The organism is Salibacterium salarium, assembly GCF_030813635.1.
Lineage (GTDB): Bacteria > Bacillota > Bacilli > Bacillales > Marinococcaceae > Salibacterium > Salibacterium salarium.
Map to the genome: position 1 here is coordinate 39,601 of NZ_JAUSUM010000002.1, position 22,923 is coordinate 62,523.

General features: G+C 39.3%; 26 protein-coding genes and 1 pseudogene. 20 read left to right on the plus strand and 7 right to left on the minus strand.

The window, feature by feature from the left end:
• Positions 1–20: 20 nt before the first annotated feature.
• The 3 genes from J2S78_RS05925 to J2S78_RS05935 form a co-directional block, all read right to left on the minus strand.
• Complete coding sequence (locus tag J2S78_RS05925) at positions 21–278, minus strand: hypothetical protein (protein WP_306897034.1); 258 nt, start codon at positions 276–278, stop codon at positions 21–23.
• A 189-nt stretch (positions 279–467) separates the two neighbouring features.
• On the minus strand, positions 468–1,250 hold the full coding sequence (locus J2S78_RS05930; RefSeq protein WP_306897035.1) for a sodium:solute symporter family transporter: 783 nt from the start codon (positions 1,248–1,250) through the stop codon (positions 468–470).
• Positions 1,251–1,254: 4 nt separating this feature from the next.
• Positions 1,255–1,647 (minus strand): hypothetical protein, encoded by a 393-nt coding sequence (locus J2S78_RS05935; protein ID WP_306897036.1) that lies wholly within the window; start codon positions 1,645–1,647, stop codon positions 1,255–1,257.
• 266 nt (positions 1,648–1,913) lie between these two features.
• Between J2S78_RS05935 and betB the strand changes: the two genes are divergently transcribed.
• The 8 genes and pseudogenes from betB to J2S78_RS05970 all read left to right on the plus strand — a co-directional run bounded on the left by betB (position 1,914) and on the right by J2S78_RS05970 (position 7,424).
• The gene (gene betB, locus J2S78_RS05940) at positions 1,914–3,371 is read left to right on the plus strand and encodes a betaine-aldehyde dehydrogenase (protein WP_306898725.1); all 1,458 of its coding nucleotides are present in this window, start codon (positions 1,914–1,916) and stop codon (positions 3,369–3,371) included.
• Between the two features lie 25 nt (positions 3,372–3,396).
• A pseudogene (locus J2S78_RS17075) lies at positions 3,397–3,492 on the plus strand (hypothetical protein); the annotation flags it as partial.
• A 50-nt stretch (positions 3,493–3,542) separates the two neighbouring features.
• A complete protein-coding gene (locus J2S78_RS05945; RefSeq protein WP_306897037.1) occupies positions 3,543–3,671 on the plus strand; it encodes a hypothetical protein in 129 nt (42 codons plus the stop codon).
• Positions 3,672–3,889: 218 nt separating this feature from the next.
• The gene (locus J2S78_RS05950; RefSeq protein WP_306897038.1) at positions 3,890–4,771 is read left to right on the plus strand and encodes a hypothetical protein; all 882 of its coding nucleotides are present in this window, start codon (positions 3,890–3,892) and stop codon (positions 4,769–4,771) included.
• 83 nt (positions 4,772–4,854) lie between these two features.
• Positions 4,855–5,163 carry a YbyB family protein gene (locus J2S78_RS05955; RefSeq protein ID WP_306897039.1) on the plus strand — a complete coding sequence of 103 codons (309 nt, stop codon included), beginning with the start codon at positions 4,855–4,857 and terminating at the stop codon, positions 5,161–5,163.
• Positions 5,164–5,317: 154 nt separating this feature from the next.
• The gene (locus tag J2S78_RS05960; RefSeq protein WP_306897040.1) at positions 5,318–6,082 is read left to right on the plus strand and encodes a serine aminopeptidase domain-containing protein; all 765 of its coding nucleotides are present in this window, start codon (positions 5,318–5,320) and stop codon (positions 6,080–6,082) included.
• 26 nt (positions 6,083–6,108) lie between these two features.
• Entirely contained in the window at positions 6,109–6,954 is an 846-nt protein-coding gene (locus J2S78_RS05965) for a YitT family protein (RefSeq protein ID WP_306897041.1), read from the plus strand.
• A 14-nt stretch (positions 6,955–6,968) separates the two neighbouring features.
• Complete coding sequence (locus J2S78_RS05970; RefSeq protein WP_306897042.1) at positions 6,969–7,424, plus strand: BsuPI-related putative proteinase inhibitor; 456 nt, start codon at positions 6,969–6,971, stop codon at positions 7,422–7,424.
• Positions 7,425–7,483: 59 nt separating this feature from the next.
• Here the strand turns inward: J2S78_RS05970 and J2S78_RS05975 are convergent, their stop codons facing one another.
• Positions 7,484–7,789 (minus strand): AzlD domain-containing protein, encoded by a 306-nt coding sequence (locus J2S78_RS05975; RefSeq protein WP_306897043.1) that lies wholly within the window; start codon positions 7,787–7,789, stop codon positions 7,484–7,486.
• Positions 7,789–8,529: an AzlC family ABC transporter permease gene (locus J2S78_RS05980; protein ID WP_306897044.1), complete on the minus strand. Its 741-nt coding sequence runs from the start codon at positions 8,527–8,529 to the stop codon at positions 7,789–7,791. The genes J2S78_RS05975 and J2S78_RS05980 overlap by 1 nt, the downstream gene beginning before the upstream one ends.
• A gap of 100 nt (positions 8,530–8,629) precedes the next feature.
• Here J2S78_RS05980 and J2S78_RS05985 point away from each other — a divergent pair, with 100 nt between their 5' ends.
• Positions 8,630–9,187 (plus strand): helix-turn-helix domain-containing protein, encoded by a 558-nt coding sequence (locus J2S78_RS05985; protein WP_306897045.1) that lies wholly within the window; start codon positions 8,630–8,632, stop codon positions 9,185–9,187.
• A 66-nt stretch (positions 9,188–9,253) separates the two neighbouring features.
• Here J2S78_RS05985 and J2S78_RS05990 read toward each other — a convergent pair whose 3' ends face one another.
• Together J2S78_RS05990 and J2S78_RS05995 are read right to left on the minus strand one after the other, a co-directional pair.
• A complete protein-coding gene (locus J2S78_RS05990; RefSeq protein WP_306897046.1) occupies positions 9,254–9,706 on the minus strand; it encodes a GNAT family N-acetyltransferase in 453 nt (150 codons plus the stop codon).
• A 26-nt stretch (positions 9,707–9,732) separates the two neighbouring features.
• Positions 9,733–10,569, minus strand: a complete 837-nt coding sequence (locus J2S78_RS05995) for a Cof-type HAD-IIB family hydrolase (protein ID WP_306897047.1) — start codon at positions 10,567–10,569, stop codon at positions 9,733–9,735.
• 226 nt (positions 10,570–10,795) lie between these two features.
• Here J2S78_RS05995 and ctaG point away from each other — a divergent pair, with 226 nt between their 5' ends.
• The 11 genes from ctaG (at position 10,796) to argF (ending at position 22,740) form a co-directional block, all read left to right on the plus strand.
• Positions 10,796–11,725: a cytochrome c oxidase assembly factor CtaG gene (ctaG, locus tag J2S78_RS06000; protein WP_306897048.1), complete on the plus strand. Its 930-nt coding sequence runs from the start codon at positions 10,796–10,798 to the stop codon at positions 11,723–11,725.
• 20 nt (positions 11,726–11,745) lie between these two features.
• Positions 11,746–12,369 (plus strand): SCO family protein, encoded by a 624-nt coding sequence (locus J2S78_RS06005; RefSeq protein ID WP_306897049.1) that lies wholly within the window; start codon positions 11,746–11,748, stop codon positions 12,367–12,369.
• 22 nt (positions 12,370–12,391) lie between these two features.
• A complete protein-coding gene (locus J2S78_RS06010) occupies positions 12,392–12,571 on the plus strand; it encodes a hypothetical protein (protein ID WP_306897050.1) in 180 nt (59 codons plus the stop codon).
• Between the two features lie 9 nt (positions 12,572–12,580).
• Complete coding sequence (locus tag J2S78_RS06015) at positions 12,581–12,892, plus strand: redoxin domain-containing protein (protein WP_306897051.1); 312 nt, start codon at positions 12,581–12,583, stop codon at positions 12,890–12,892.
• A 263-nt stretch (positions 12,893–13,155) separates the two neighbouring features.
• Positions 13,156–14,187 (plus strand): N-acetyl-gamma-glutamyl-phosphate reductase, encoded by a 1,032-nt coding sequence (gene argC / locus J2S78_RS06020; protein ID WP_306897053.1) that lies wholly within the window; start codon positions 13,156–13,158, stop codon positions 14,185–14,187.
• A gap of 34 nt (positions 14,188–14,221) precedes the next feature.
• Entirely contained in the window at positions 14,222–15,454 is a 1,233-nt protein-coding gene (gene argJ / locus J2S78_RS06025) for a bifunctional glutamate N-acetyltransferase/amino-acid acetyltransferase ArgJ (protein WP_306897055.1), read from the plus strand.
• Positions 15,455–15,480: 26 nt separating this feature from the next.
• Positions 15,481–16,260, plus strand: a complete 780-nt coding sequence (gene argB, locus J2S78_RS06030) for an acetylglutamate kinase (protein WP_306897056.1) — start codon at positions 15,481–15,483, stop codon at positions 16,258–16,260.
• Positions 16,261–16,296: 36 nt separating this feature from the next.
• Entirely contained in the window at positions 16,297–17,469 is a 1,173-nt protein-coding gene (gene argD / locus J2S78_RS06035) for an acetylornithine transaminase (RefSeq protein WP_306897057.1), read from the plus strand.
• 40 nt (positions 17,470–17,509) lie between these two features.
• Positions 17,510–18,592 (plus strand): carbamoyl phosphate synthase small subunit, encoded by a 1,083-nt coding sequence (locus J2S78_RS06040; RefSeq protein WP_306897058.1) that lies wholly within the window; start codon positions 17,510–17,512, stop codon positions 18,590–18,592.
• Positions 18,585–21,773, plus strand: a complete 3,189-nt coding sequence (gene carB, locus J2S78_RS06045) for a carbamoyl-phosphate synthase (glutamine-hydrolyzing) large subunit (protein WP_306897059.1) — start codon at positions 18,585–18,587, stop codon at positions 21,771–21,773. The genes J2S78_RS06040 and carB overlap by 8 nt, the downstream gene beginning before the upstream one ends.
• A gap of 7 nt (positions 21,774–21,780) precedes the next feature.
• A complete protein-coding gene (gene argF / locus J2S78_RS06050; protein ID WP_306897061.1) occupies positions 21,781–22,740 on the plus strand; it encodes an ornithine carbamoyltransferase in 960 nt (319 codons plus the stop codon).
• The last annotated feature ends 183 nt before the right edge of the window (positions 22,741–22,923 follow it).

The window sequence follows — 22,923 nt, forward strand, 5'->3', positions numbered from 1 at the left end:
GTGGCTGGGGCAGTCGTTGTTTAGCTCTTCTCTGAGATAGGTTTGTTATCTTCACGTTCAGTTGGTATTAAAAGAGGTTTAGGCTTACACTTAGTTTTTGTTAGTTCTGAAACAGTGATGATGACGATAAAAGCTACAATCATTGTCAGCGTCCGAAAAGGAAAAAGAACAATCCCATCTTCTACCATTGGATAGGGGAGGAAATGAGGTATGCCAAGAGCTGGTTCCCCCCCCAAAATCGAAGTAAAACTGATATGATAAACCTGCCAATGATCCATACATATTGGCATTTTTATAAAACAATGCGAGTGTTAATTGAGGGAACAGGATACAGTAAATTAAGCCAGATGCTAAGTACCAAAGAGTATAAACACTTCCTACATTTAGTGCGATGATTAATACTGCAACGCCGATAAAGATGATACTCGTTTAATCACTTTTTTAACTGAATGTCGTTTGCCTTTGGATTAAAGAACGGTCGGTAAATATTCCATGCTGACATTGAAGAAGCTGAAAGAATAGAGGAATCCTGATGACATAACTGCCGCTGCTAATGCACCAAGTCCAAGTGCCGCAATCCATTCAGGAGTAAAAAAGCGTAGCACTTCCGGTAACACCATAGCCGGGTCATTTGGTGTTACACCTCCTATTGTGCTCCAATCGACATTTGTTCCTATAACGCCAATCATAACTGCAGGTATAACAGCAATAATACATATAAAACCAGCTATAATAGAAAACCACATAGCAACTTGTTCATTTTTTGCAGAAAGAACACGTTGGAAATACACTTGCCAAGCAATGCCACCAAAAATGAGCAACAGTGCATAATCCCACCAATTCCAAAAGTAAGCACCCCATGCATCATCGTTCCACCCATTCAACGGAGGAAAAAGGTTGGCATAGCTTCCAAATTCAGATTGATAATTATTCCAACTATCTTCCCATCCTCCAACATTCCCTAATGCAAAGGGAACAACAACGAATAATCCTATCATTAAAATAATCATTTGAAAAAGATCGGTATAAGCGACAGCCCACATTCCTCCAAAGACAGTATATGAAATGGAAACAATGGCAGAAACGATAATGGAAGTTGTAAAGTCAATGCCAAGAATCGTACCAAAAGTGGTCCCAAGGGCTGTAAGGATTGCTGCGCTCCAAAAAATTTCACCAAGTAATGCAGGAATGTAAAGTAGTCCAGCCATACGTTGTCCGAAACGTTGTTCTAAAGGATCAATTACTGTCATGAATTCATACCGGCGCATTTTTCTGGCGTAAAAAATCCCCCTCAATAATTAAGCTTAATGCATATCCCCATGGTCCCTGAGCCCAGACAAGACCATCAGCATATGTTGCTTCTGCTGTACCGTTAACATATGCACCTCCTACCCAAGTTGCTGCCATGGTAAATATTGCAACAAAGAGTGGAATACTTCTTCGAGCTACAATCATATCGGTTAACGATTCGGGTTTTTTGGCTGCTAAGAAAGCTCCGATATAATAAAAGAAAGCATAAAACAAAAGCATGGAAATAAAAGCAGGCCAGTGCACATCACCATCAGTTATAGAAACATAAATAGTCACACCAACAATTAAAGCAGCAAATCCAAATGCTTTAAACCAGTTGGTTTGCTTTTCCGACATACGAATCAACTCCTATTTTTAGTATTTCTTATCCTGTATTAGTACGGTTTTGTTCGTATCATTCAGGAAAGCTTGTCATTTCTAGTAGATTTACGATTAACCTAACCTAGATTCTTGTAATTATTCTCTTGGAAAATGTGCATAGTCTAAAGTTTGAATAGATTAAACTTTTTCGCGAACACTTAGTATTAACCTGTTCTTTAAATGGAAGCAGGAAACGATTAAACTATTCAGTGAAGAGGGTGAGACGTGTGGAACATAAAAAAATGTACATTAATGGCGAGTGGGAGGAAGCCTCTTCGGGGGAGACACGCACAATTATCAACCCCTACAATCAAGAAGAAATTACAACTGTAGCGGAAGGAAATGTAGACGACGCTAAGAGAGCAATTGATGTGGCACGAAAAACGTTTGACCAAGGAGATTGGCCAGCAACTCCAGCTAATGAACGTGGTGAAATTGTATATAATATTGGTCGACTCATTCGTCGAGATCTTGAGGAACTAGCTAGTCTGGAAACACATGATTCGGGGAAAACGTTAGAGGAGAGTCGGGCTGATATGGACGATATTGCGAATGTATTTGTTTATTTTGGGGGACTGGCCGACAAAGAAGGAGGAGAAGTCATTGAACCTCCAATCCCTCACTCTACGAGTAAAGTTGTTCGTGAACCTGTAGGTGTTTGCGGTCAAATTACACCATGGAACTATCCACTGTTACAAGCATCATGGAAACTTGCACCTGCGCTTGTTGCGGGAAATACGTTAATAATGAAACCGAGTGAAATTACGCCACTCACAACAGTGAAAGTTTTTGAATTAATGGAAGAAGCCGGTGTGCCAGCAGGAGTAGCAAACCTCGTATTAGGTCCAGGTCACACTGTTGGAGATGAATTAGCTAAAAATATGGATGTGGACTTGATTTCTTTTACCGGTGGAATCGAAACAGGTAAAAAAATAATGCAGGCAGCTAGTTCTAACGTGAAAAATATTGCGTTGGAGCTAGGGGGGAAAAATCCCAATATAGTGTTCGCTGATGCTGATTTTGAAACAGCCGTGGATCAAGCAATGAATGCTGTCTTTTTCCATGCTGGCCAAGTGTGTTCGGCAGGGGCACGCATGTTGATTGAGGAAAGTGCCTATGATGATGTTGTGGATGAACTTGTTAATAGAACAAAACGAATTAAATTAGGAAATGGTTTTAACAGTGATACAATGTCAGGTCCGCTCATTTCTGCAGATCATAGGGAAAAAGTTGAAAAATATGTTGAAATGGGTAAAGAAGAAGGAGCTCATCTTGCTGTGGGCGGTAAACGTCCAGAGGAACCTGAATTACAGGATGGTTTTTTCTATTTACCAACAATCTTCACTCATTGCAAGGAAGACATGAGGATTGTACAAGAAGAAGTATTTGGTCCGGTACTGACAATAGAAACATTTCAAACGACCGAAGAAGCCATTCAAAAAGCAAATAATACCATTTATGGTCTTGCAGGTGCCGTATTTTCCACAGATATTTGTAAAGCAGAGTACGTAGCATCGAAGTTAAGGATGGGGACCGTTTGGATTAATGACTTTCATCCGTATTTCGCTCAAGCACCTTGGGGAGGATATAAACAGTCTGGAATTGGACGAGAATTAGGAGTTCAAGGTCTTGAAGAATACACAGAGGTTAAACACATTTATCGAAATATCCAACCTGAGCCAATCGGCTGGTTCAAATAACTAAAGAATGAAGAAGAAATAGGGTATCAGTCTTAATACGAAAGTAGAAAGCATGCTTAGCTAGCATACATTTGAAGTACCCACAGCCATAAAACACGGCATCGGTGCTATTACACATTTGGAAGTGAGCTAAAAGAATTTACTTTGCAAGAGCAAGGGGTTCCTACAGATATGACGGAACGGTTAGCCAAGGTTGCGATGGAAGACCCTAAGACAGAAGGAAATCCACGTGATCTTAGTGTTGAAGATTACAAGTGGATTTATAATCGTTGCTTTGAATTTACATCTAAAACAATTTAAATAAAAAGGGTGTCGGGCTGTCTCAACAAAAAGTTGTAAGGTTATAGAGTTGTTGACGTGATCCTACTGTAGACCATTTGAGGCAGCCCCTTCTTACATATAAAGATTAGTATAGGGTGTTCTTTTATATTATGATACTATCTTTTGGAAAAAATAGTATCTATAATAGAAAGAAATGATAGATAACATGTATGATGATGGGAGAGAGGGGAAAGACGGTGAAAAAATTTATAGGGGTATTTGTTTTTTGTTTTGTGCTCGGAAGTTGGAATGTCGAAGAGGTAGATGCGGGTGTCCCATCAATACCATTTGAGCCAAATGGAAGTCTGCAAGACGGAGAACAAACAGAAAGGGAAGATGGACATAAATTGTACATAGACGGTCAACTACAAACGTATGGAGGATCACCTATATTTAATGAAGGATTGCTTTACGTCCCGGTACAAGCAGGAGTGAAGGTATTGAACGACAAAGCTGATGTGGATGAAGATGTGTCTTATGCTGATGAGTCCGTGTACGATTATCTTGAAGAAAATAATTATATTGAGGAAATAGATAGACGCGACGTTATTCGCGTCAGCAAATTGCAAAACCTGGGAATTAGAGCAGAGTGGTTAGATAATCCTGGTAGATTGCATTTGGAAACAGCGGACTTACTAGCAGTGGATCAATTGAAGATTGGGGATTCTCTAAAAGAAGTGAATGATAAATTGGATGTTCACTGGAACACAGGGTTTGGTAAGCCGGCGGACTATATCGGTTTTCACGGAGATACTCATGAGTTTTCTTACACGGATCGTTATGGTAAAAAAAGGTCTGGAGAGGTCCCTGATATACAGCTTGAAATATTGGATAATTCTCTTTCATATATCATTTTGTCTTCTTCAGAATTTGAAACCGCTCGTGGTGTTTCGGTTGGAGACACATTATTTGATGTGACACGTGCTCATGGATCTGAATATATTAAAGAAACCTCGGATGGGAAAAATATCCATATATATCATGTGAATGGTGGAAGCATGTGGTTTATAGCAAACGAAGAAAACGAGATTGAACGGATTGCACTTTGGGGTTTTCAATTAGAGGGTTATGAAAGATAAGAAAGGTGTTTATTCTTTGACTGATGGGGAAAACAAGACAGTAGTATTCTTTAATCAGTTTTGAACGACAGGAGGACTAAATAATGAAAAAAAGAAACTTTCTGCTTCCTTCTCTTGTTGCTGGAGTCGTAGGAACAGCTACTTTTTTGTTAAGAGATGAAGAAAAAAGGGAACAATTAAAAAATGTTTCTAAGCGATCCATATCAAAGTGGACAGGCTCTACAAAGGAAAAGGAAGACGAGGAATTGAATGAAAAGGTTGGTCATTCTGAACCTTATGATTTTGAGGATAATAAAATGGTATCTGAAGGTGCCATGCATTCTGTGCATCACTTTGATAAAGCAGAAGAAAAGGGAGAAGAACCGATTCGTACAAGTATTCAAGACAAATAACCCGAATTGTCATACTGCTTCACCATGACGCATGTTATGGGGGAGCAGTTTTTCCTTATGGTGACCTATCCTTAAGTATTTTCTCTTTTAACCCTACCCTTATTAAAGTACAATGAACAAGGGTTCTTAATTTTATCGGCAAAGGAAGATGAGAATGCTCACTATCGAGGATGAACCTTTTCACAACGTACCAGCGTTACATATATATGACAAGAACGAGGCAGGAAAACCGTTACCGACCATGATATATTGGCATGGATTTTCAAGTGCAAAAGAACATAACTTACATTTTGCTTATCAAATGGCTAAAAACGGTATACGTATTGTGTTGCCCGAAGCAAGGCACCATGGTGAACGAAGCGAAGGTATAACGGAAAAACAACGGCTTTTTAAATTTTGGTCGATTGTTTTGGAAGGTTTACAAGATATAAAGACGATTCGTGATTCATTAGAGAAGCAGCAGCTAATCAAAGATTCTCGTTTATTTGTGGCGGGAACGTCAATGGGTGGCATGTTAACATGTGGAGCGTTAGCTGCTTTTCCATGGATAAAGGGCGGAGCAGTGATGATGGGAAATCCTGCTTGGGAAGCCTATGCCCGTTATCAGATAGCAGTGTTGAAAGAACAGGATGATTTTCCTCTTTCAGATGAGGAGGCAGAACGAGAAGTAAAGCAATTAGTACCATATGATTTGTCACAGCAACCGGATGTTCTCGGAAAGCGTCCTCTGTTTTTTTGGCACGGACGCGAGGATAATGTCGTACCATATAAAGATTCGTATGCTTTCTATGAAAAAATAAAACAATCACGTCCGATTTCCGATGATACTATTACGTACCATTTGGAAGAAAAGGCAGTCCATAAAGTGTCAAGATACGGAATGCTTACGATGACTGATTGGGCCGTGAAACATATTTAGGGAAGGAATAGGGCGGTGTGTGACTTATGATTACAAGAAACTCAACCTTGTTTAAAGAAATACAGAAGGTTCTCATCATCGTTGTATCTACCATTGTAATGGCAGTCGGTTTAAACATGTTTTTAATACCAGCCAATGTTTTTGCAAATGGGGCAACAGGTATCGCTCAAATTTTAGCAGCACTGTTGCCACTATCGACGGGGATGTTTCTATTTCTCATTAATATCCCTATTGCAGTACTAGGCTGGTACAAAGTAGGGAAATTATTTACGTTTTATAGCTTTATACATGTTGCTCTAACAACATTTTTTCTCGAAATTATTCCAATAGAAGCATTGTCGGACAATATTCTTTTAAACGGTGTATTTGGTGGAGTTATTACAGCAGTAGGAGCAGCTCTTCCCTTAAAATGGGGTGCATCCGCTGGTGGACTGGATGTTGTCGCTCTCGTATTGGCTCGAATCAGTGATGGCCCGGTTGGAAATTATTTCTTTATTCTTAACGGTATTATCGTCATAGCTGCTGGCTTATTGTTTGACTGGGAGATTGCATTGTACACTCTGCTCACGTTATACGTGAGTTCCCGTGTTATAGATACGATTCATACCCGTCATGTAAAAGTAACAGCTTTTATCGTCACGAAACAGCCGGAAGCTTTGCGTGAGGCCATTCATAAGCATATCACCAGAGGGATTACAAGAATCCCTGCAAAAGGAGGATATGACTATACCGAAAAAGAAATATTAATGATTGTAATTACACGTTATGAATTGTTTGCTTTAAAGGAAGTTATTGAGGAAGTGGATGAGCAAGCCTTTACGAATATTGTAAATACAGCTGGAATTTATGGTATGTTTCGAAAAAGTGATTAGCAAGGGAGAAGAAAGTGAAATATTTAGTTATTGTTTTTTTGTTGGTTCTGCCGCTTATCGGATGTAGTACCTTAGAAAATGAAAATAAGCAGCCGGGAGAAGAAAAAACGATGAAATCAGCATTAGTTGTAAACGGATCATTTGAGGTGAATAGTCAAGAATGGTCAGTGAGACTCCAAAATAAATCAGGAGAGTCGTCTCTTATAGAATTCACAAGTGCTCAAGAAATTGAGGTTGTTATCAAAAAGGCAGAAGAAACTGTCTATCGTTATTCTGATGGTAAAATGTTTAGTCAAGCGTTAAAATCAGTCACTCTTGAAAAAGAAGAAACACGCAAATGGTCAGAAAGCCTGTCACAAAAATTAGAAAGTGGATCTTATACGATAACGTATGAAGTGCTGGCGAATAAAATCAATGGAACTATGCCAACCACCGTTATAACGGACTCCGAAACATTTACGATTCCCTAAAATTGTTTTCATGATTTAACGTTTATCCTTGTCATTCACCGTACACTTTCGGGTTCTTATTAAAATAACGGAGTTAATAAAGTCAATACGGCAATAGAACCAAGAACGACGGTAATGAGACTACCACTAAGAAACGCAATTGAAAAAGCAGACAGTACACCAATTAGTCCGAATACAACATTGTCATGGATGAGAAGAGCCCCCGGAAAAATCAAAGCTCCTAATGCTGCATAAGGAACATTTTGTAATATCCCTTCTAACGTGGGAGGGATATGTTTTGTGTTAAAGAAAACAAGAGGTAGCATTCTTGGGATATATGTTACAACGGCCATACCGATAATGATGATAAAAATATCAACTGACATCATCGTTTCTCCTTTCGTGCAGGTGATTCTGCTGTTGTATATTTTTGAGAAGCTGGTTCCACAAATTCAAGAATAATCGCTGAAATAATAGTAGCTAAAATAATCGACCACCCTTCCGCCATCAGTTGTATAAATAAACTATTCAAAACTGCTGCTAATCCTGCTAGAAAAATGATTTTTCGATGTTTTTTTAATGAAGGTGCCAGTAAAGCAATAAATAAGGCATACAACGCAAAAGTCATACTTTGCTGCAACGTTGCAGGCAGCAATTCACCGACAGTGTGCCCCACTCCCGAAAAAACAACCCAACTTATGTAAGAAATCAAAAATACACCATATATGTACATAGAACTAATATTACCTTGCTTCATAGACGTAACGGCAAACACTTCGTCAGTGACACCGAAAGCATATCCTGCTTTTTTCAAAAGACTATCGGAATGTGCTTTTTCATTTAACGAAGCACTCATTAAAAAGTGTCGGATGTTAACAATAAATGTTGTAAAGATAATTTCTAAAGCTCCCGTTCCAACTGCGAGTAAACTAAGTGCCATATATTGAGCAGCTCCGGCGAAAACAAGCAGGCTCATGAGCAATGTTTCTTGTATAGATAAATTTGTGGTTTGAGCAATAAAACCAAACGTAATAGCTGCAGGCATATAACCAAGGGCAATGGACGTCCCGTCTTTAACTCCTTCCCCAAAAACATTAGAGCCGGTGGATGTCGAGATTACTTTCAATGGTTACTCCTCCTCGAACAGATAACTCATTTTGAAATTTCTTGTATGTTATAATATAATTATTGTATGTTAAATTATACTATATTTCAAGGTGGTGCACGTGCAGAAAGATCAGTTGAACGCTCATATTGGCAAAAAACTCAAGCAGTTAAGAAGTCAAAAAGGTTTGAATTTAGAAGAGACAGCTTCTATGACCGGAGTGAGTAAACCGATGCTTGGACAAATTGAACGTGGAGATTCAAATCCAACGGTGGGAACATTGTGGAAAGTAGCGAACGGATTGAATGTTCCGTTCACCACGTTTGTAGAACTAGATCGTCCTTCTATTACAAAGATTACGTATGATGAATTGAAAACACTAGACGGGGATCACGGAGGATTTCATGTAAAACCGTTGTTCTCAAAAGACAGCTACACTCCTTTTGAAGTGTTTTATGTCGATATTGATCCACAGCAAAGTTATTATTCGAATGCGCATCCGGACGGAGTGGAAGAATACATTTTTCTTCAGAAAGGGTATGTAGAAATAGCGATAGAGAATCACTGTTTTGAGTTAAAAACAGGAGATGCGCTTCGTTTTCAAGCTTCTGAAGATCACGTTTATACGAATAAGTCAGACGAAACAGCTAGTTTTACCATGATTATTTATTATTCCTAAAAGAATAAGTGATCTAAGCAGAGACAAATTGGGGTGTCTCTGCTTGTTATTATATTTGGCTGGTGATTAAAAGCGAAAGCCATAGCGTTTAGAGATAACGTCATAAAAACCGAGGGAATTATATAAAGCTTTAGTGGCAGCGTTACTAATGCCAGTCTCGAGCTCTATCCCCTTAATATTCTGATTTTCTGCCCAATAAATAATTTTCAGCAGAAGTTTTTTGGCGATTCCTTGATTACGGTGTTCTTTATGTACAAATAAATCGTTAAGCCAAATATAATAGCCACCTTTATCCAAAGCGATGCCAAGGTTAAAAAAAGCAGCTCCTAGAATGGAACCTTCCGATTCCGCTACAAAAATATAAGCACCGGAATGTTCTTGTAAAGCCAAGTCAATCGATTCCATCAACAATTCATAGGCATTGTCTTTACCAATGGAAGCCATTTGATCCATTAATAAATCTGCCACCTTTTCACGTAAATCTTTGCCGGCTTCTTTTGGAATTTCATATATGTTCATATCCATCTCCTCCTGTTCAAAAACAATTACTTATCTTTTTGAAATGACGCCATACTTCTTAAATGAAGTTTTTCCTCTAAATAAACCGCAATGCCTTCATCTTCGTTACTAAATGTAACATCTTGTGCCGCTTGTTTTGCTTCTGGAGCAGCATTTCCCATCGCGACTCCTCTCCCTGCTTGTGAGAGCATTTCAAGGTCATTGTCTTCGTCCCCAAATGCGATAATATCCTGCATAGAAACGTTGCAGTACTCCGCCACTTTTTCCAATCCAACCGCTTTGTTATTTCCTGTTTTAATAATTTCCAGCATATGGTGAGGGGATCCCCACGACCGTTGTTCAATTCCTTGTGCGTGTTCACCGGAAATCAATTCTTGTAATTGGTGCGCAGTTTCGGACTTAGGGTAGACAAGTAATGATGTCGGCCCATGTCGTAAAACATTTTTTAAATTGCCGCTAGCAGCAGGTTCTGTACTAAGTGCGAACATATCAAGAAAGGTTTCGTCGTAATCATGCAAAAATACATCATCTACCACTTCTGCCATCATGTTATTAACTTGAAAAGCCTGACAAGTATCAATGATTGTCTGGGCTGTTTGTAAATCAAGTGGGGAATGGTACGTTCTAAAAGAGGTATCACCGGGGTGATGGACATAAGCTCCATTAAAATTGACTATCGGTGTATCAAGGCCCAATTGTTGATAGTACATTTTGCTAGCCCGATATGGCCTTCCTGTTGCGATAGCAACCATGTGTCCTGCTTTTCTTGCTTCACGAAGCGTTTTGTAGGTCCGAGTAGAGATTGTTTTGTCATCTTTTAGCAGTGTCCCGTCCAGATCCAATACAATTAAATGTTTCTGCATAGAAAAGAACCTCGACTTTCTATTAGTAGTTAAAATACGATTTTGAGTCTTCGTTTCTCCATTATTCATAAGATTGTAAGAAAAGCATCAAAAAATTACAATAGAGAAAGATTATTATCTTTTAAAAATGTGCTATATTAAAGAGTAGTGCATTTTTCTATTTTACTCTAGGTGAAATAGAAATGAAAGCTTCTACTTAGTTTGCAGGTTAATTAGGAGGGTAGTTATGCAGGATTATTTTTCGACATTTAGTTTTCGTGCGCTTTGGACACCTGAATTGATTGTTGTACTGGCTATTGTCGCTTTTATATATTATTGGATTACGGTGAGTAAACGCCACACATTTCCTGGTGCCAAAAAGGTATCAATGCTACAGAAATGTTACTTTGTATTAGGTTTATTTGCATTATATCTGGGATGGGGAAGTCCACTATATATAGCAGGTCATTCCATTATAACGCTTCATATGTCACAAATGGTATTTGCATATTTTGCGGCTGTACCCCTGTTTATACTATCAATCCCAAAATGGGTGTTGCATAAATGGGTAGATGTTTGGCAGGACAAGGCTTATACCTTGTATCGTGTCGTGATGAATCCTATTATTGGGTTGATTGGATTTAATGCGTTATTTTCTTTTTATCATATTCCCTTCGTTTTTGATCAAAACATGCAGGCACCATTGTTACACAGCGTTTATCAAATGGCCATGCTTGGGACAGCTTGGTTAATGTGGTGGCACATGCTGGCTCCGCTGCCATCAAATAATCAACTACCTGAGTTGCGTAGAATGGGATATATTTTCGCTAATGGCATTTTAATAACACCGGCATGTGCTTTAATCATTTTTGCTGGTAGTCCTTTGTATGAAACGTATACAAATCCGGCTGTTTGGTCGAACGTCATGGCCTACTGTTTGCCTCCCGGGGCAGAACCGCCTACACAAATGATGAATGGTAAAGCGGGAGGAGGCTTTTCTTTTTTAGATCCGCACTCTGATCAACAACTGGCTGGCGTCATTATGAAAATCTCTCAAGAGTTTATCTATGTCACGACCATTGGCTATGTTTTCAAACAATGGTTGAAAAAAGAACAACCGCGCGATGGAGAGCTTACTATTAGTGATATTCCTGTTGATCCAGAACGATTAAAATAAAGTAGAAAGAAGGGTATAGTATGTGGCGGCGTGCACTATTTTTCGTCAGTGCTGGTTTGTTTTTTGCATTGCTAAGCGGTTGTAGCTGGATGTATCAAATAGGACAGCCGCAAGGTCCTCAAAATGGTAATGATTTAACAGAAGCTGAATTGGAATTATCTCCGTTTGAATTTACAAATCAAGAGGAAGAAGTAGTAACAAATGAGGATTTTGAAGGAGAATATATGTTGGCTGATATGATTTTTACTACTTGTCCAACAGTCTGTAATACGATGACGCCAAATATGTTAAGTTTGCAAGCGGATATGGAAGAAGAAGGTATTGATAATGTAAATTTGGTTTCATTTACTGTTGATCCTGATAACGATGATCCAGAAACGCTGAAAGATTATGGAGAAAAATATGGCGTTGATTTTGATAATTGGGATTTTTTAACCGGATATACGAATGAGGATATAAAAGAACTTTCTGAAGAGTCGTTTTTAAGTGTTGTTGATAAAGATACAGGAGATGACAACATTATACACACTACAGGCTTTTTTCTCATTGATCCGGAAGGTAATGTTATAAGAAAGTATGATGGTTTAGAAAGTGATACAGAACCAATACTTGATGATTTAAAAAGAGTATCAGACAGCAACTAGATATCCTAAGGAGGGAATATCAATGGATCGTTACAAAAAAATGTATCTTTTTTCTATCATTATTACATTAGTAGCTTTTATACTTAGTGCATGTGGTGGAGAGGAAGAAGATATGACCTTACAAAATGAAAATTGGGACGATATTAATTTAGCAGATAAAGACAACCCAACTATTCTATTTCATTTCACAGGCGTTAACTGAAGTCATTGCGTGTCGCAGCTCGTGCAGTTGCAAGAGAATATAGACCAGTTTGAAGATGTGGAAGCAGATATTTATACAATCAGTAGTGATTCACCGGAAGCACATCAGAATTTAAAAAATCAAGAAGGTTTTACCTTCACCATGTTATCTGATCCATCTTTAAATGTGATTGAAAAAGCAGATATGGCAGGAGATCAAATGTCTGTCAGAGGATACTCTGTATTTGATAAAGATGGAAAGTTAATCACGTCTGAAGAAAATGATTTTTGGGGAGACAACATAGATAATACCGAGGAAAAAATAAGGGAAGCCCTTGAATAGACGACAACAGGGTTTGCATAGAAAAAGGCGCTCATTTTGGGTGTCTTTTTTATTGCAAAAGAATGTATATAAATACAAAAATGACGTTTAATATGTATATGTGATGAAATCGTTCAAAATGGAAATAGTATTGATTATATCAAACTATTTGCTTCGAATATAAATTGATTTAAAAAAATATAAAAATACAGTTGCATTAATATATATTCACGCTTATAATGAAAATACAAACGATGTATAAAGATAAAACGAGGTGCAAATTTATGAAAGCAGCGATTGTTGGAGCAACTGGTTATGGTGGGATTGAATTAATACGAATTTTACACAACCATCCGAAAATAGAGGGAATCAAGGTGTTTTCTTCTTCTCAAGAAGGAAAAACGATGGCTGAAAGTTATCCTCATGTTACAGACATAGTGGAACTCACACTTGGTGAAATTCAACCAGAGCGCTTAAACGAACATGACGTTGTCTTTCTATCCACACCGCCTGGAGTATCAGCAGAATGGACAGAACAAATAAGTTCCGAGACAAAGATAATAGATTTATCAGGAGATTTACGTTTAAATCACCCAGAAACGTATACTGCTTGGTATCAACGTGATAGTGCTCCAGAAGCATTATTGCAAAAAGCTGTCTATGGTTTGACGGAATGGCATAAAGAAGAAATAAAATCAGCACAGATTTTATCAAATCCAGGTTGCTATCCAACTGCAGCATTACTTGGGGCAATACCTGTTGCGCAAAAAAATGCTATAGAGACATCCGAACTTATTATTGATGCAAAGACGGGGACCACAGGGGCAGGACGCTCTCCTTCAGCCATGACACATTTCAGCGAAATGAATGATAATTTTAAAGTATACAAAGTGAATGAACATAAACATACACCAGAAATAGAACAAGAATTAGAAAACTGGACTAATAAAAAAGCGCCGGTCACCTTCACTCCTCATCTTATTCCGATGACAAGAGGGATTATGGCGACCATGTATGCCCCCCTTCAATCAGGATGGAATAAAAATGATATTGAAGAACTTTACTATACAGCCTATAAAGATCATCCGTTTGTCAGAATAAGGGGAGACCGTACGTTTCCGTTCACAAAAGAAGTTTATGGCACAAATTATTGCGACATTGGTTTTACCGTCGATGAACGAACCGGTAGACTGACTATTGTTTCGGTGATCGACAATCTAATGAAAGGTGCTTCCGGTCAGGCAATTCAGAATATGAATGTAATGTTTGGATATCCGGAAAAAACGGGACTCGATTTTATTCCGATTTACCCGTAAAAACTAGAATTTGAAGAACAGGGGAGATAGAAGCATGAGCACATTACAAACAATCGATAATATAACAGAAATAAGTGGTGGAAGTATTATTACGCCTTACGGATTTAAAGCAGCAGGTTTACACACAGAAGTGAAGCGTAAGCGCAACGACCTTGGCGCGATAGTATGTGATGTGCCAGTTTCGAGTGCGGCTGTCTATACATTGAACAAAATACAGGCTGCTCCCCTGCGAGTCACACAAGAAAGTATAGCTGAAGAAGGGAAGTTGCGTGCTATTGTAATTAACAGCGGCAATGCAAATGCTTGTACAGGTGAAGAAGGCCTTTTTGATGCTTACAAAATGCGTGAAGTAGCAGCGGATACTTTTGATTTACCTGTTCATCAAGTTGCTGTTAATTCGACCGGAGTAATCGGTGAACGGTTGAACATGGATAAAATTATTCCGGGTATCAGGTCATTAAAACCAATGCCAGCTTTTAAAGATGCAGATCAATTCAATGAAGCTATTATGACGACAGATAAAGTAAAAAAGCATGCCTGTTTTCAAACGACAATTGATGAAAAGCGGGTAACATTTGGAGGAGCTGCTAAAGGATCAGGGATGATTCATCCTAATATGGCGACTATGCTCAGTTTTATTACGACAGATGCAGTAATTGAACCTGTTTATTTGCAACAAGCCTTATCCGAAGTGACAAATAAAACATTTAATTGCATTACAGTAGATGGAGATACATCGACGAATGATACAGTCGTTGTAATGGCAAGCGGACACGCTGGAAATGAGAGTTTACATCCCGATCATCCTGAATGGGAAGGTTTTGTGCATGGACTTCGCCTTACATGTGAAGATCTTGCCAAAAAGATTGCTAGAGATGGAGAAGGTGCAACAAAGCTCGTAGAAGTAAAAGTAGACGGAGCTAAAAATGATAAAGAAGCTGGGATGGCAGCAAAACAAATCGTCGGGTCTGATCTTGTGAAAACAGCAATATATGGGACAGACGCTAACTGGGGACGGGTTATTGTTGCATTGGGTTATAGCGGGGTTGATCTTGACCCTGAGAAAATAGATATTGCGTTAGGTTCAATACCTACTCTGAAAAACAGTAAACCTGTTTCTTTTTCTGAAGAAGAAGCAAAAGCTTATTTAGAACAAGAAGATATTTTAATTCATGTAGATCTTAACATTGGAGAAGGAACTGGAAAAGCATGGGGATGCGATCTCTCCTATGAGTATGTCAGAATAAATGCGGGCTACCGGACGTAACCACTATGGAAAGAGGGAAAATCGACATGGAAAATATAATCGTAATAAAATGCGGCGGCTCGACCCTTGCTAATCTATCTGTTGATTTTTTCGAGGGTATTGCCGCCATGAAGCAAAAAGGAAAACATCCGATTATTGTTCACGGCGGTGGTCCTGCGATAAACCGTATGCTGGAAGTGGAGAAAGTGGAAACGGAATTTGTTGAGGGATTGCGAAAAACAACCCCGGAAGTATTACAGACAGCAGAAAAGGTATTAACTGGTTACGTTAGCGAAAGCATAGTATCATCGTTGCAACAAGCTGGAGTTCAAGCTATCGGTCTTTCTGGTGTAGAGAGAAAACTACTAGAAGGTGTACCGCTTGATATCGAGAAACTAGGGTTAGTTGGAGACATAGAACAAGTGAACATCGAAGTGTTAAAAGATGAAATGGACGCAGGTAATATTCCTGTTATCGCACCGATAGCATTCAACGAGACGTACGGAAAACTTAACGTTAATGCAGACACAGCTGCTTCAGCTGTAGCAAAAGCTCTACAAGCTGAGGAACTAATATTTGTTACAGATGTGGATGGTATTTTATGTGGTGGAAAGCTCGAGGATACATTAACAGTAAGTGCAGTTGAAATGTTCATTGAAAATGGCACTATCTACGGCGGTATGATACCTAAAGTGAACGCTGCGAAATCCAGTTTGATAGGTAATATAGAAAAAGTCACAATAGCTAATGGAAATGGGAAAAATAAAAAGAATGACGGCACGCTAAAAGGAACATCTATCGTGAAAGATAAAGTGTCCAACACTTGATAATAAACGCAATAGTAGAAAGAGGAGGAAGAGACAGTGGATCAATCAACAGATAATGTCCAAGATGGAGAACTGTTTCCGACGTATAAAAGATGGAATGTAACGTTTGAAAAAGCATCAGGGGAAACAATAACGGACAAATCAGGGAAAACCTATATGGATTTTATGTCAGGAATTGGTGTAGTTAATCTTGGACATGGTCACCCTACTGTTGTTCAAGCAGTTGAAAATCAACTCTATAAGGGCTGGCACGCATCCAATTTTTTTCATTATGAAGAACAGCAGCAAGCGGTCCAACTATTGACGACTCATTCTTGTGGAGATCTTGTATTTTTTGCTAATAGCGGTGCCGAAGCAAATGAAGCGGCTATTAAATTAGCAAGAAAACATACGGGACGACGAAAAATCATCAGCTTTGTCCAGTCCTTTCATGGAAGAACATTTGGCAGCATGGCAGCCACAGGGCAGGAAAGTATTCACAAAGGCTTTGGACCAATGCTTGAAGGGTTTGAATACCTGCCATATAACGATGTGAACGAACTGGAGAAAGCTGTAGATGAAAATACGGCAGCCGTCATATTGGAAGTTGTTCAAGGAGAAGGCGGTGTTCACCCAGCTACAGACGACTTTCTCAAAGCTATTGAAAAAATCACTCAAAAATCGGGCTCACTACTTATTTGTGATGAAATTCAAACCGGTTTGGGACGAACGGGTAAATTTTTCGCCCATGAACACAGCGGCATAAAACCAGATATTATTACAACGGCAAAAGCGTTAGGTAATGGCTTTCCTGTCGGAGCAATGATTGGTAAGAGGTATTTGAAAGAAGCGTTTGGACCAGGAAGTCACGGAACGACTTTTGGAGGTAATCCGTTAGCTATGACGGCAGTCAATGCCACCCTTCAAACCTTGTTGAAAGAGGGCTGGATTGAAGCTGCTGCTTCGAAGGGGGAACAGTTTTTAAAAGAACTGCATCACCAGTTAATACCGCTTAAAAATGTAATAGAAATTCGCGGTTTAGGAATGATGGCAGGTATTGAATTGACGAACCCCGCTGCAGAAAAAATAATGGCTCTTCAAGATAAAGGAATGCTCGTGATTGCAGCAGGGCCTAATGTTATACGTCTGCTTCCACCGCTGACAACCGAATGGGACACGTTGATGAAAGGTGTTCAATTGTTGAAGGAAGTATTAAGCGAACCAAAATAATGATGAATAAAAGCAAAGTAGTACTGAGGAGGAAATGGATATGAAGGGATACATCAAATTAGAAAGTGGCGAATTATTTGAAGGGCACTTAGACGGAGACACTCAGAAAGACATCTATGGAGAAATCGTGTTTTTTACCGGTATGACAGGATATCAAGAAGTGTTGACAGACCCTTCTTTTCACGGTCAAATTGTCGTGTTCACCTATCCCCTCATTGGAAATTATGGCTGGAATGAAACGGATTATGAAAGTGTAAAACCACAGCCGGCGGGTCTTGTTATCAGTGAAGCCGCACCTGAAGCATTTCACTATGAGGCGAAACAAACGATTAAAGAAGCTGCCTCTCAAGCTGGAATTCCATTGGTGACGGGTATAGACACACGCACTCTTACAAAAAGTATTCGAGAAAAAGGTGATATGGGAGCGGTGTTAACAACAGATCCTGCTGACGTAAATGTTATCGATTATGAACCAATCGGTGAAAAGATGCTGATTGACGAAGTTACCGTAAGCGAACCTGTTACATCAGGAGAAGGCGAGGAACACATCGTTCTTTTAGATTTTGGATTCAAAAAATCAATGGTACGCCGTTTAAACGAAAAAGGCTGCAAAGTGACGGTCGTTCCTTATGATATAAAGCCTGAAAAAATAGCGGCGCTTGACCCGGACGGCCTTTTGTTTTCAAACGGTCCGGGCAATCCTAAACAGCTTGAACACTTGTTGCCGCAATACCGTCAACTTTCACAGACTTACTCTTCACTTGGGATTTGCTTAGGTCACCAACTTTTGGCACTTGCATATGGAGGGGATACAGAAAAACTTCGTTTTGGACACCGTGGTGCGAACCAACCCGTTCAGGATACGTATTCGAATAAAGTGTTTATGACTTCCCAGAATCACAGTTATGTCGTGAAAGAAAATAGCTTACCAACTGGTGAATTCGTCGTACAGCATAAAAATATTAATGATGGTTCCATTGAAGGTTTATCCCATATGAAATATGATATCGTTACGGTTCAATTTCATCCAGAGGCGCATCCAGGTCCCGCGGACAGCGAAGAGATTTTTGACCAGTTTTTAGAACATCTGAAGAATAAAGGGAGAGAGAAGACCTATGCCTAAAGAGACAGATATAAAAAAAGTACTGGTAATTGGTTCAGGACCAATCATCATTGGCCAGGCAGCAGAATTTGATTATTCCGGCACACAGGCATGCCTTGCTCTACGTGAAGAAGGAATGGAAGTTGTGCTTATTAACAACAATCCAGCTACTGTGATGACGGATGAAGCTTGTGCGGATAAAGTATATTTCGAACCATTGACTGTAGAGTCTGTAGAAAACGTAATAATAAAAGAAAAACCAGATGGTCTGCTTGCTACACTTGGTGGTCAGACTGGATTGAATTTAGCGTTTTCTCTTGATGAACATGACATATTAAATAAACATGGAGTGGCGCTACTAGGGACACCGATTGAATCAATTAAGCAAGGAGAAGACAGAGAAGCTTTTCGTTCGCTCATGCAAGAACTTGGTGAGCCGGTTCCGGAAAGTGATATTGTCGAAAAAGAAGAAGAAGCTGTTTTATTCGCTGATAAAACAGGATATCCGATTATTATCCGTCCAGCCTATACGTTAGGTGGAGGTGGTGGAGGTATTGCTTATAACGAAGAACAACTTCGATATATTATCTCCGGAGGATTAGAAGCAAGCCCGATTCACCAATGTTTGGTTGAAAAGAGTATTGCCGGCTTTAAAGAAGTTGAGTATGAAGTAATGCGCGATGAAAACGATACGTGTATTACTGTCTGCAATATGGAAAACATCGATCCTGTCGGCATTCATACAGGAGATTCGATTGTTGTTGCTCCATCACAGACACTGACAGATGTAGAATATCAAATGTTGCGGGCTTCCTCTTTGAAAGTGATTCGGGCACTTGGCATTGTGGGGGGCTGTAATATTCAATTTGCATTGGATCCTTACAGCAAAAACTACTATTTGATTGAAGTAAATCCTCGTGTCAGCCGGTCTTCAGCCCTTGCTTCTAAAGCAACAGGATATCCGATAGCTAGAATGGCCGCAAAATTGAGTGTTGGCTATCATTTACACGAACTATTAAACCCGGTCACTGGACACACGTACGCAAGCTTTGAGCCTGCACTTGACTATGTTGTCGTAAAATTTCCGCGTTGGCCGTTTGATAAATTTGTGCATGCGGAAAAACAACTAGGAACGCAAATGAAAGCAACAGGCGAAGTGATGGCAATTGAAAGAAATTTAGAAGCGGCACTTCAAAAAGCAGTACGTTCGCTCGAGATTAAAACAAAAGGGCTAGAAGTTCCAGAATTTGCTGCAAAAACGGTAGAAGAACTTTATGAAATGTTGAAAGACCAGGATGACCGTCGCTTTTTCGTTATAATGGAACTTTTACGTAAAGGTGAAACATCATCAACTTTGCATGAATTAACGGAGATTGACTTTTTCTTTTTGCAATCTTTTCAAAAGCTAGTACAGATGGAAAAGCATATTTACCAGCATGATTGGAAAGAAGTTGACTACGAGCAGTTATACACATGGAAAAAAGCAGGCTTTACTGATCAATGGCTCGCAGATCAATGGCAAGTTAACGAACAAGATATTTATCAACAGAGAAAACAATGGGAAATGCTCCCTTCTTATCATATGGTTGATACATGTGCGGCTGAATTCACCGCAGAAACACCATATTACTATTCTAGCTGGTATAAACAAAGCGATGAAAAACAAGCTAGCGAAAAACCGAAGTTATTAATAGTTGGATCAGGTCCAATTCGTATCGGACAAGGAATTGAATTCGACTACTGTTCCGTTCATGGAGCGATGGAAGTAAAGAAGGCAGGGTATGAAGCCGTCATTATGAACAATAATCCTGAAACGGTGAGTACCGACTTTGAAATGGCAGATCACCTTTATTTTGAACCATTGACAAAGGAAGATGTTATTCACGTTGCTGAGACTGAGAATGTTGAGGGAATTATTGTTCAATTAGGTGGTCAAACCGGAATCTCATTAACAAAAGATCTTGAAGAAGCAGGATGGAATGTGCTTGGCACCTCTTCTGATACGATTGATCAGTTAGAAGACCGGGGCCGCTTTTACGAGTTTATGAACCAAGTCGACGTTCCGCATATTCCAGGAGTTACTGGTTTGAATAAAGAAGACGTCTTAAAAAAAGCCGAAAAGATTGGATATCCTGTATTGCTCCGCCCATCCTATGTAATTGGAGGACAAGGGATGGCTATTCATACGACGGAAACGGAGCTGAACGATTACCTTACTGATATGGATCAAAATGTACAATACCCTATTCTTATTGACGCTTATATTCCAGGAAAGGAACTAGAAATTGATGTATTGACCGATGGATATGATATTTTAATTCCGGGAATATTTGAACATGTAGAACCAGCAGGAGTTCATTCGGGAGATTCACTCGCCATTACACCGCCGTATTCGATTAATGAAACAACCAAAGCTTTAGTTGTTCAATACGCTCAAAATATAGCAAGAGGCATGGATTTTAAAGGTATTTTTAATATACAATTTGTTTATGAAGATAATAAGCTGTATGTTATTGAAATTAATCCACGCGCCTCGAGAACGGTGCCGATTTTTTCAAAGGTTACTGGTATTCATATGGTCGAGGGAGCCGTTGAAATGCTGCTTGGCACATCTTTGCAAGAATGGAGTAATCAAAAAACAGGCTTGAATGAAGAAACGGCTTATTACACAGTAAAAGCGCCTGTATTTTCTAATGATAAACTGCCGGGAATCGATCCGTTGTTAGAAGCAGAAATGAAATCGACGGGAGAATTAATAAGTGTCGCTAATACTAAAGAAGAAGCATTTAAAAAGGCATTTGCCTGGTCGGAAACCCAAGTACCGCTTCTTTTCAGCAAAAAAGGAATAGTTTTTTGTGATATACACGACACCCAGCTTGAAAAAGTTAAAACATCGCTCAATCGTTTGCAAAAACTAGGCTACACATTAGTAGCAGAAAATCCTGCAGATTCGGCATACCAACAAATGACTTTTGAAGAATGGGTGAATCATTCGGATGCCGTCGCTCTACTCAGCATGCCTAAGACAGGGTATTCGACAGGGAAACACAGACGGCAGGAAGCATTAAAACAACGTAAAACCATCATCACAAACACGAGCACTTTTGCTGTAATGACAGAAGCAATGACAGGTACAATAAAAGAACCGCGGGCTATCGAAGAATGGTTGGAAGATGGAGCACCGGCGAGTGAAGGAGTGTGAACGTATAGTGAGTGAGAATAGAAAAACCGAGCCTTTGACGGAACTAAAGAAAAGAGATGTTTTAACGTTACTGGATTTCACTTCGGAGGAAGTAAAAAATCTGATAGAATTGGCAGGTCAATTAAAACAAGACCAACAACAAAACAACTCTACCCCGCTTTTGGCAGGGAAATCTCTTGGTATGATTTTTGAGAATGCCTCTACAAGAACGAGAGTGTCATTTGAAGTAGGAATGACACAACTTGGGGGCCATGCGTTATTTTTAAGTCCACGAGACTTACAAATTGGACGTGGAGAACCGGTGAAGGACACAGCAAATGTATTGTCACGTTATGTGGATGGTATTATGATTCGCACTAATTCACACGAGATGGTTGAAGAACTTGCTACACACGCAGATGTTCCGGTTATAAATGCGTTAACAGATCTTTATCATCCGTGCCAGGCTTTGGCTGATGTTTTAACGATAAAGGAACATAAGGGAAAATTAGAAGGCCTTAAAGCGGTTTTTATTGGCGACGGAAATAATGTTGCTCATTCTCTCATGATAGCTTGTGCCAAAGTAGGCATAGACGGTGTGATTGCTGTACCAAAAGGCTATGAACCGGATGCAGAAGTATGGGAAGAAATGAAAAAAGTAGCAGAAGAAAACAACACGTCAATGGAGCTTATGAACTCGCCGCAAGAAGCGATAAAAAATGCTGACGTGGTTTATACAGATGTATGGGCAAGTATGGGATTTGAAGAAGAACAAAAGAAGCGCGAAGAAGCATTTACAGGCTTTCAAATTAATGAGTCTATGTGCTCTCATGCAAAGGAAGATTTTATTTTCATGCATTGTCTGCCGGCACACCGTGGAGAAGAAGTTTCAGAGGAAATTATTGACGGCGTGCATTCTGTCGTTTATGATGAAGCTGAAAATCGTCTTCATATACAAAAAGCAATTCTTGCTTCTGTAATTGAATAGAATGATTGTTTAAGAATGACTGCTTTAACGGCAATATAAGCTGTTAAAGCAGTTTTTATTGGAAGCAGATGGGAGTGTATAAAAGTGAAATCGATATATGTGGGAGTCCTTCTATTCTGTTTAGTATTGATAGGAACTTATAGTATTTTGCAATATGTTATGCAAATAGGAGAAGGTATCTCC

Bases quoted from the DNA above. Each gene is read 5' to 3' on its own strand.
- carB (WP_306897059.1), top strand. From the start codon at position 18,585: ATGCCTAAAGAGACAGATATAAAAAAAGTACTGGTAATTGGTTCAGGA.
- J2S78_RS05955 (WP_306897039.1), top strand. From the start codon at position 4,855: ATGAAAAAAAGAAACTTTCTGCTTCCTTCTCTTGTTGCTGGAGTCGTA.
- ctaG (WP_306897048.1), top strand. From the start codon at position 10,796: ATGCAGGATTATTTTTCGACATTTAGTTTTCGTGCGCTTTGGACACCT.
- J2S78_RS05930 (WP_306897035.1), bottom strand. From the start codon at position 1,250: ATGACAGTAATTGATCCTTTAGAACAACGTTTCGGACAACGTATGGCT.
- argB (WP_306897056.1), top strand. From the start codon at position 15,481: ATGGAAAATATAATCGTAATAAAATGCGGCGGCTCGACCCTTGCTAAT.
- J2S78_RS06040 (WP_306897058.1), top strand. From the start codon at position 17,510: ATGAAGGGATACATCAAATTAGAAAGTGGCGAATTATTTGAAGGGCAC.
- argC (WP_306897053.1), top strand. From the start codon at position 13,156: ATGAAAGCAGCGATTGTTGGAGCAACTGGTTATGGTGGGATTGAATTA.
- J2S78_RS05960 (WP_306897040.1), top strand. From the start codon at position 5,318: ATGCTCACTATCGAGGATGAACCTTTTCACAACGTACCAGCGTTACAT.
- argJ (WP_306897055.1), top strand. From the start codon at position 14,222: ATGAGCACATTACAAACAATCGATAATATAACAGAAATAAGTGGTGGA.
- J2S78_RS05995 (WP_306897047.1), bottom strand. From the start codon at position 10,569: ATGCAGAAACATTTAATTGTATTGGATCTGGACGGGACACTGCTAAAA.
- J2S78_RS05990 (WP_306897046.1), bottom strand. From the start codon at position 9,706: ATGAACATATATGAAATTCCAAAAGAAGCCGGCAAAGATTTACGTGAA.
- J2S78_RS05965 (WP_306897041.1), top strand. From the start codon at position 6,109: ATGATTACAAGAAACTCAACCTTGTTTAAAGAAATACAGAAGGTTCTC.
- J2S78_RS05935 (WP_306897036.1), bottom strand. From the start codon at position 1,647: ATGTCGGAAAAGCAAACCAACTGGTTTAAAGCATTTGGATTTGCTGCT.
- J2S78_RS05925 (WP_306897034.1), bottom strand. From the start codon at position 278: ATGGATCATTGGCAGGTTTATCATATCAGTTTTACTTCGATTTTGGGG.
- J2S78_RS06005 (WP_306897049.1), top strand. From the start codon at position 11,746: ATGTGGCGGCGTGCACTATTTTTCGTCAGTGCTGGTTTGTTTTTTGCA.
- J2S78_RS06010 (WP_306897050.1), top strand. From the start codon at position 12,392: ATGGATCGTTACAAAAAAATGTATCTTTTTTCTATCATTATTACATTA.
- betB (WP_306898725.1), top strand. From the start codon at position 1,914: ATGTACATTAATGGCGAGTGGGAGGAAGCCTCTTCGGGGGAGACACGC.
- J2S78_RS05945 (WP_306897037.1), top strand. From the start codon at position 3,543: ATGACGGAACGGTTAGCCAAGGTTGCGATGGAAGACCCTAAGACAGAA.
- J2S78_RS05975 (WP_306897043.1), bottom strand. From the start codon at position 7,789: ATGTCAGTTGATATTTTTATCATCATTATCGGTATGGCCGTTGTAACA.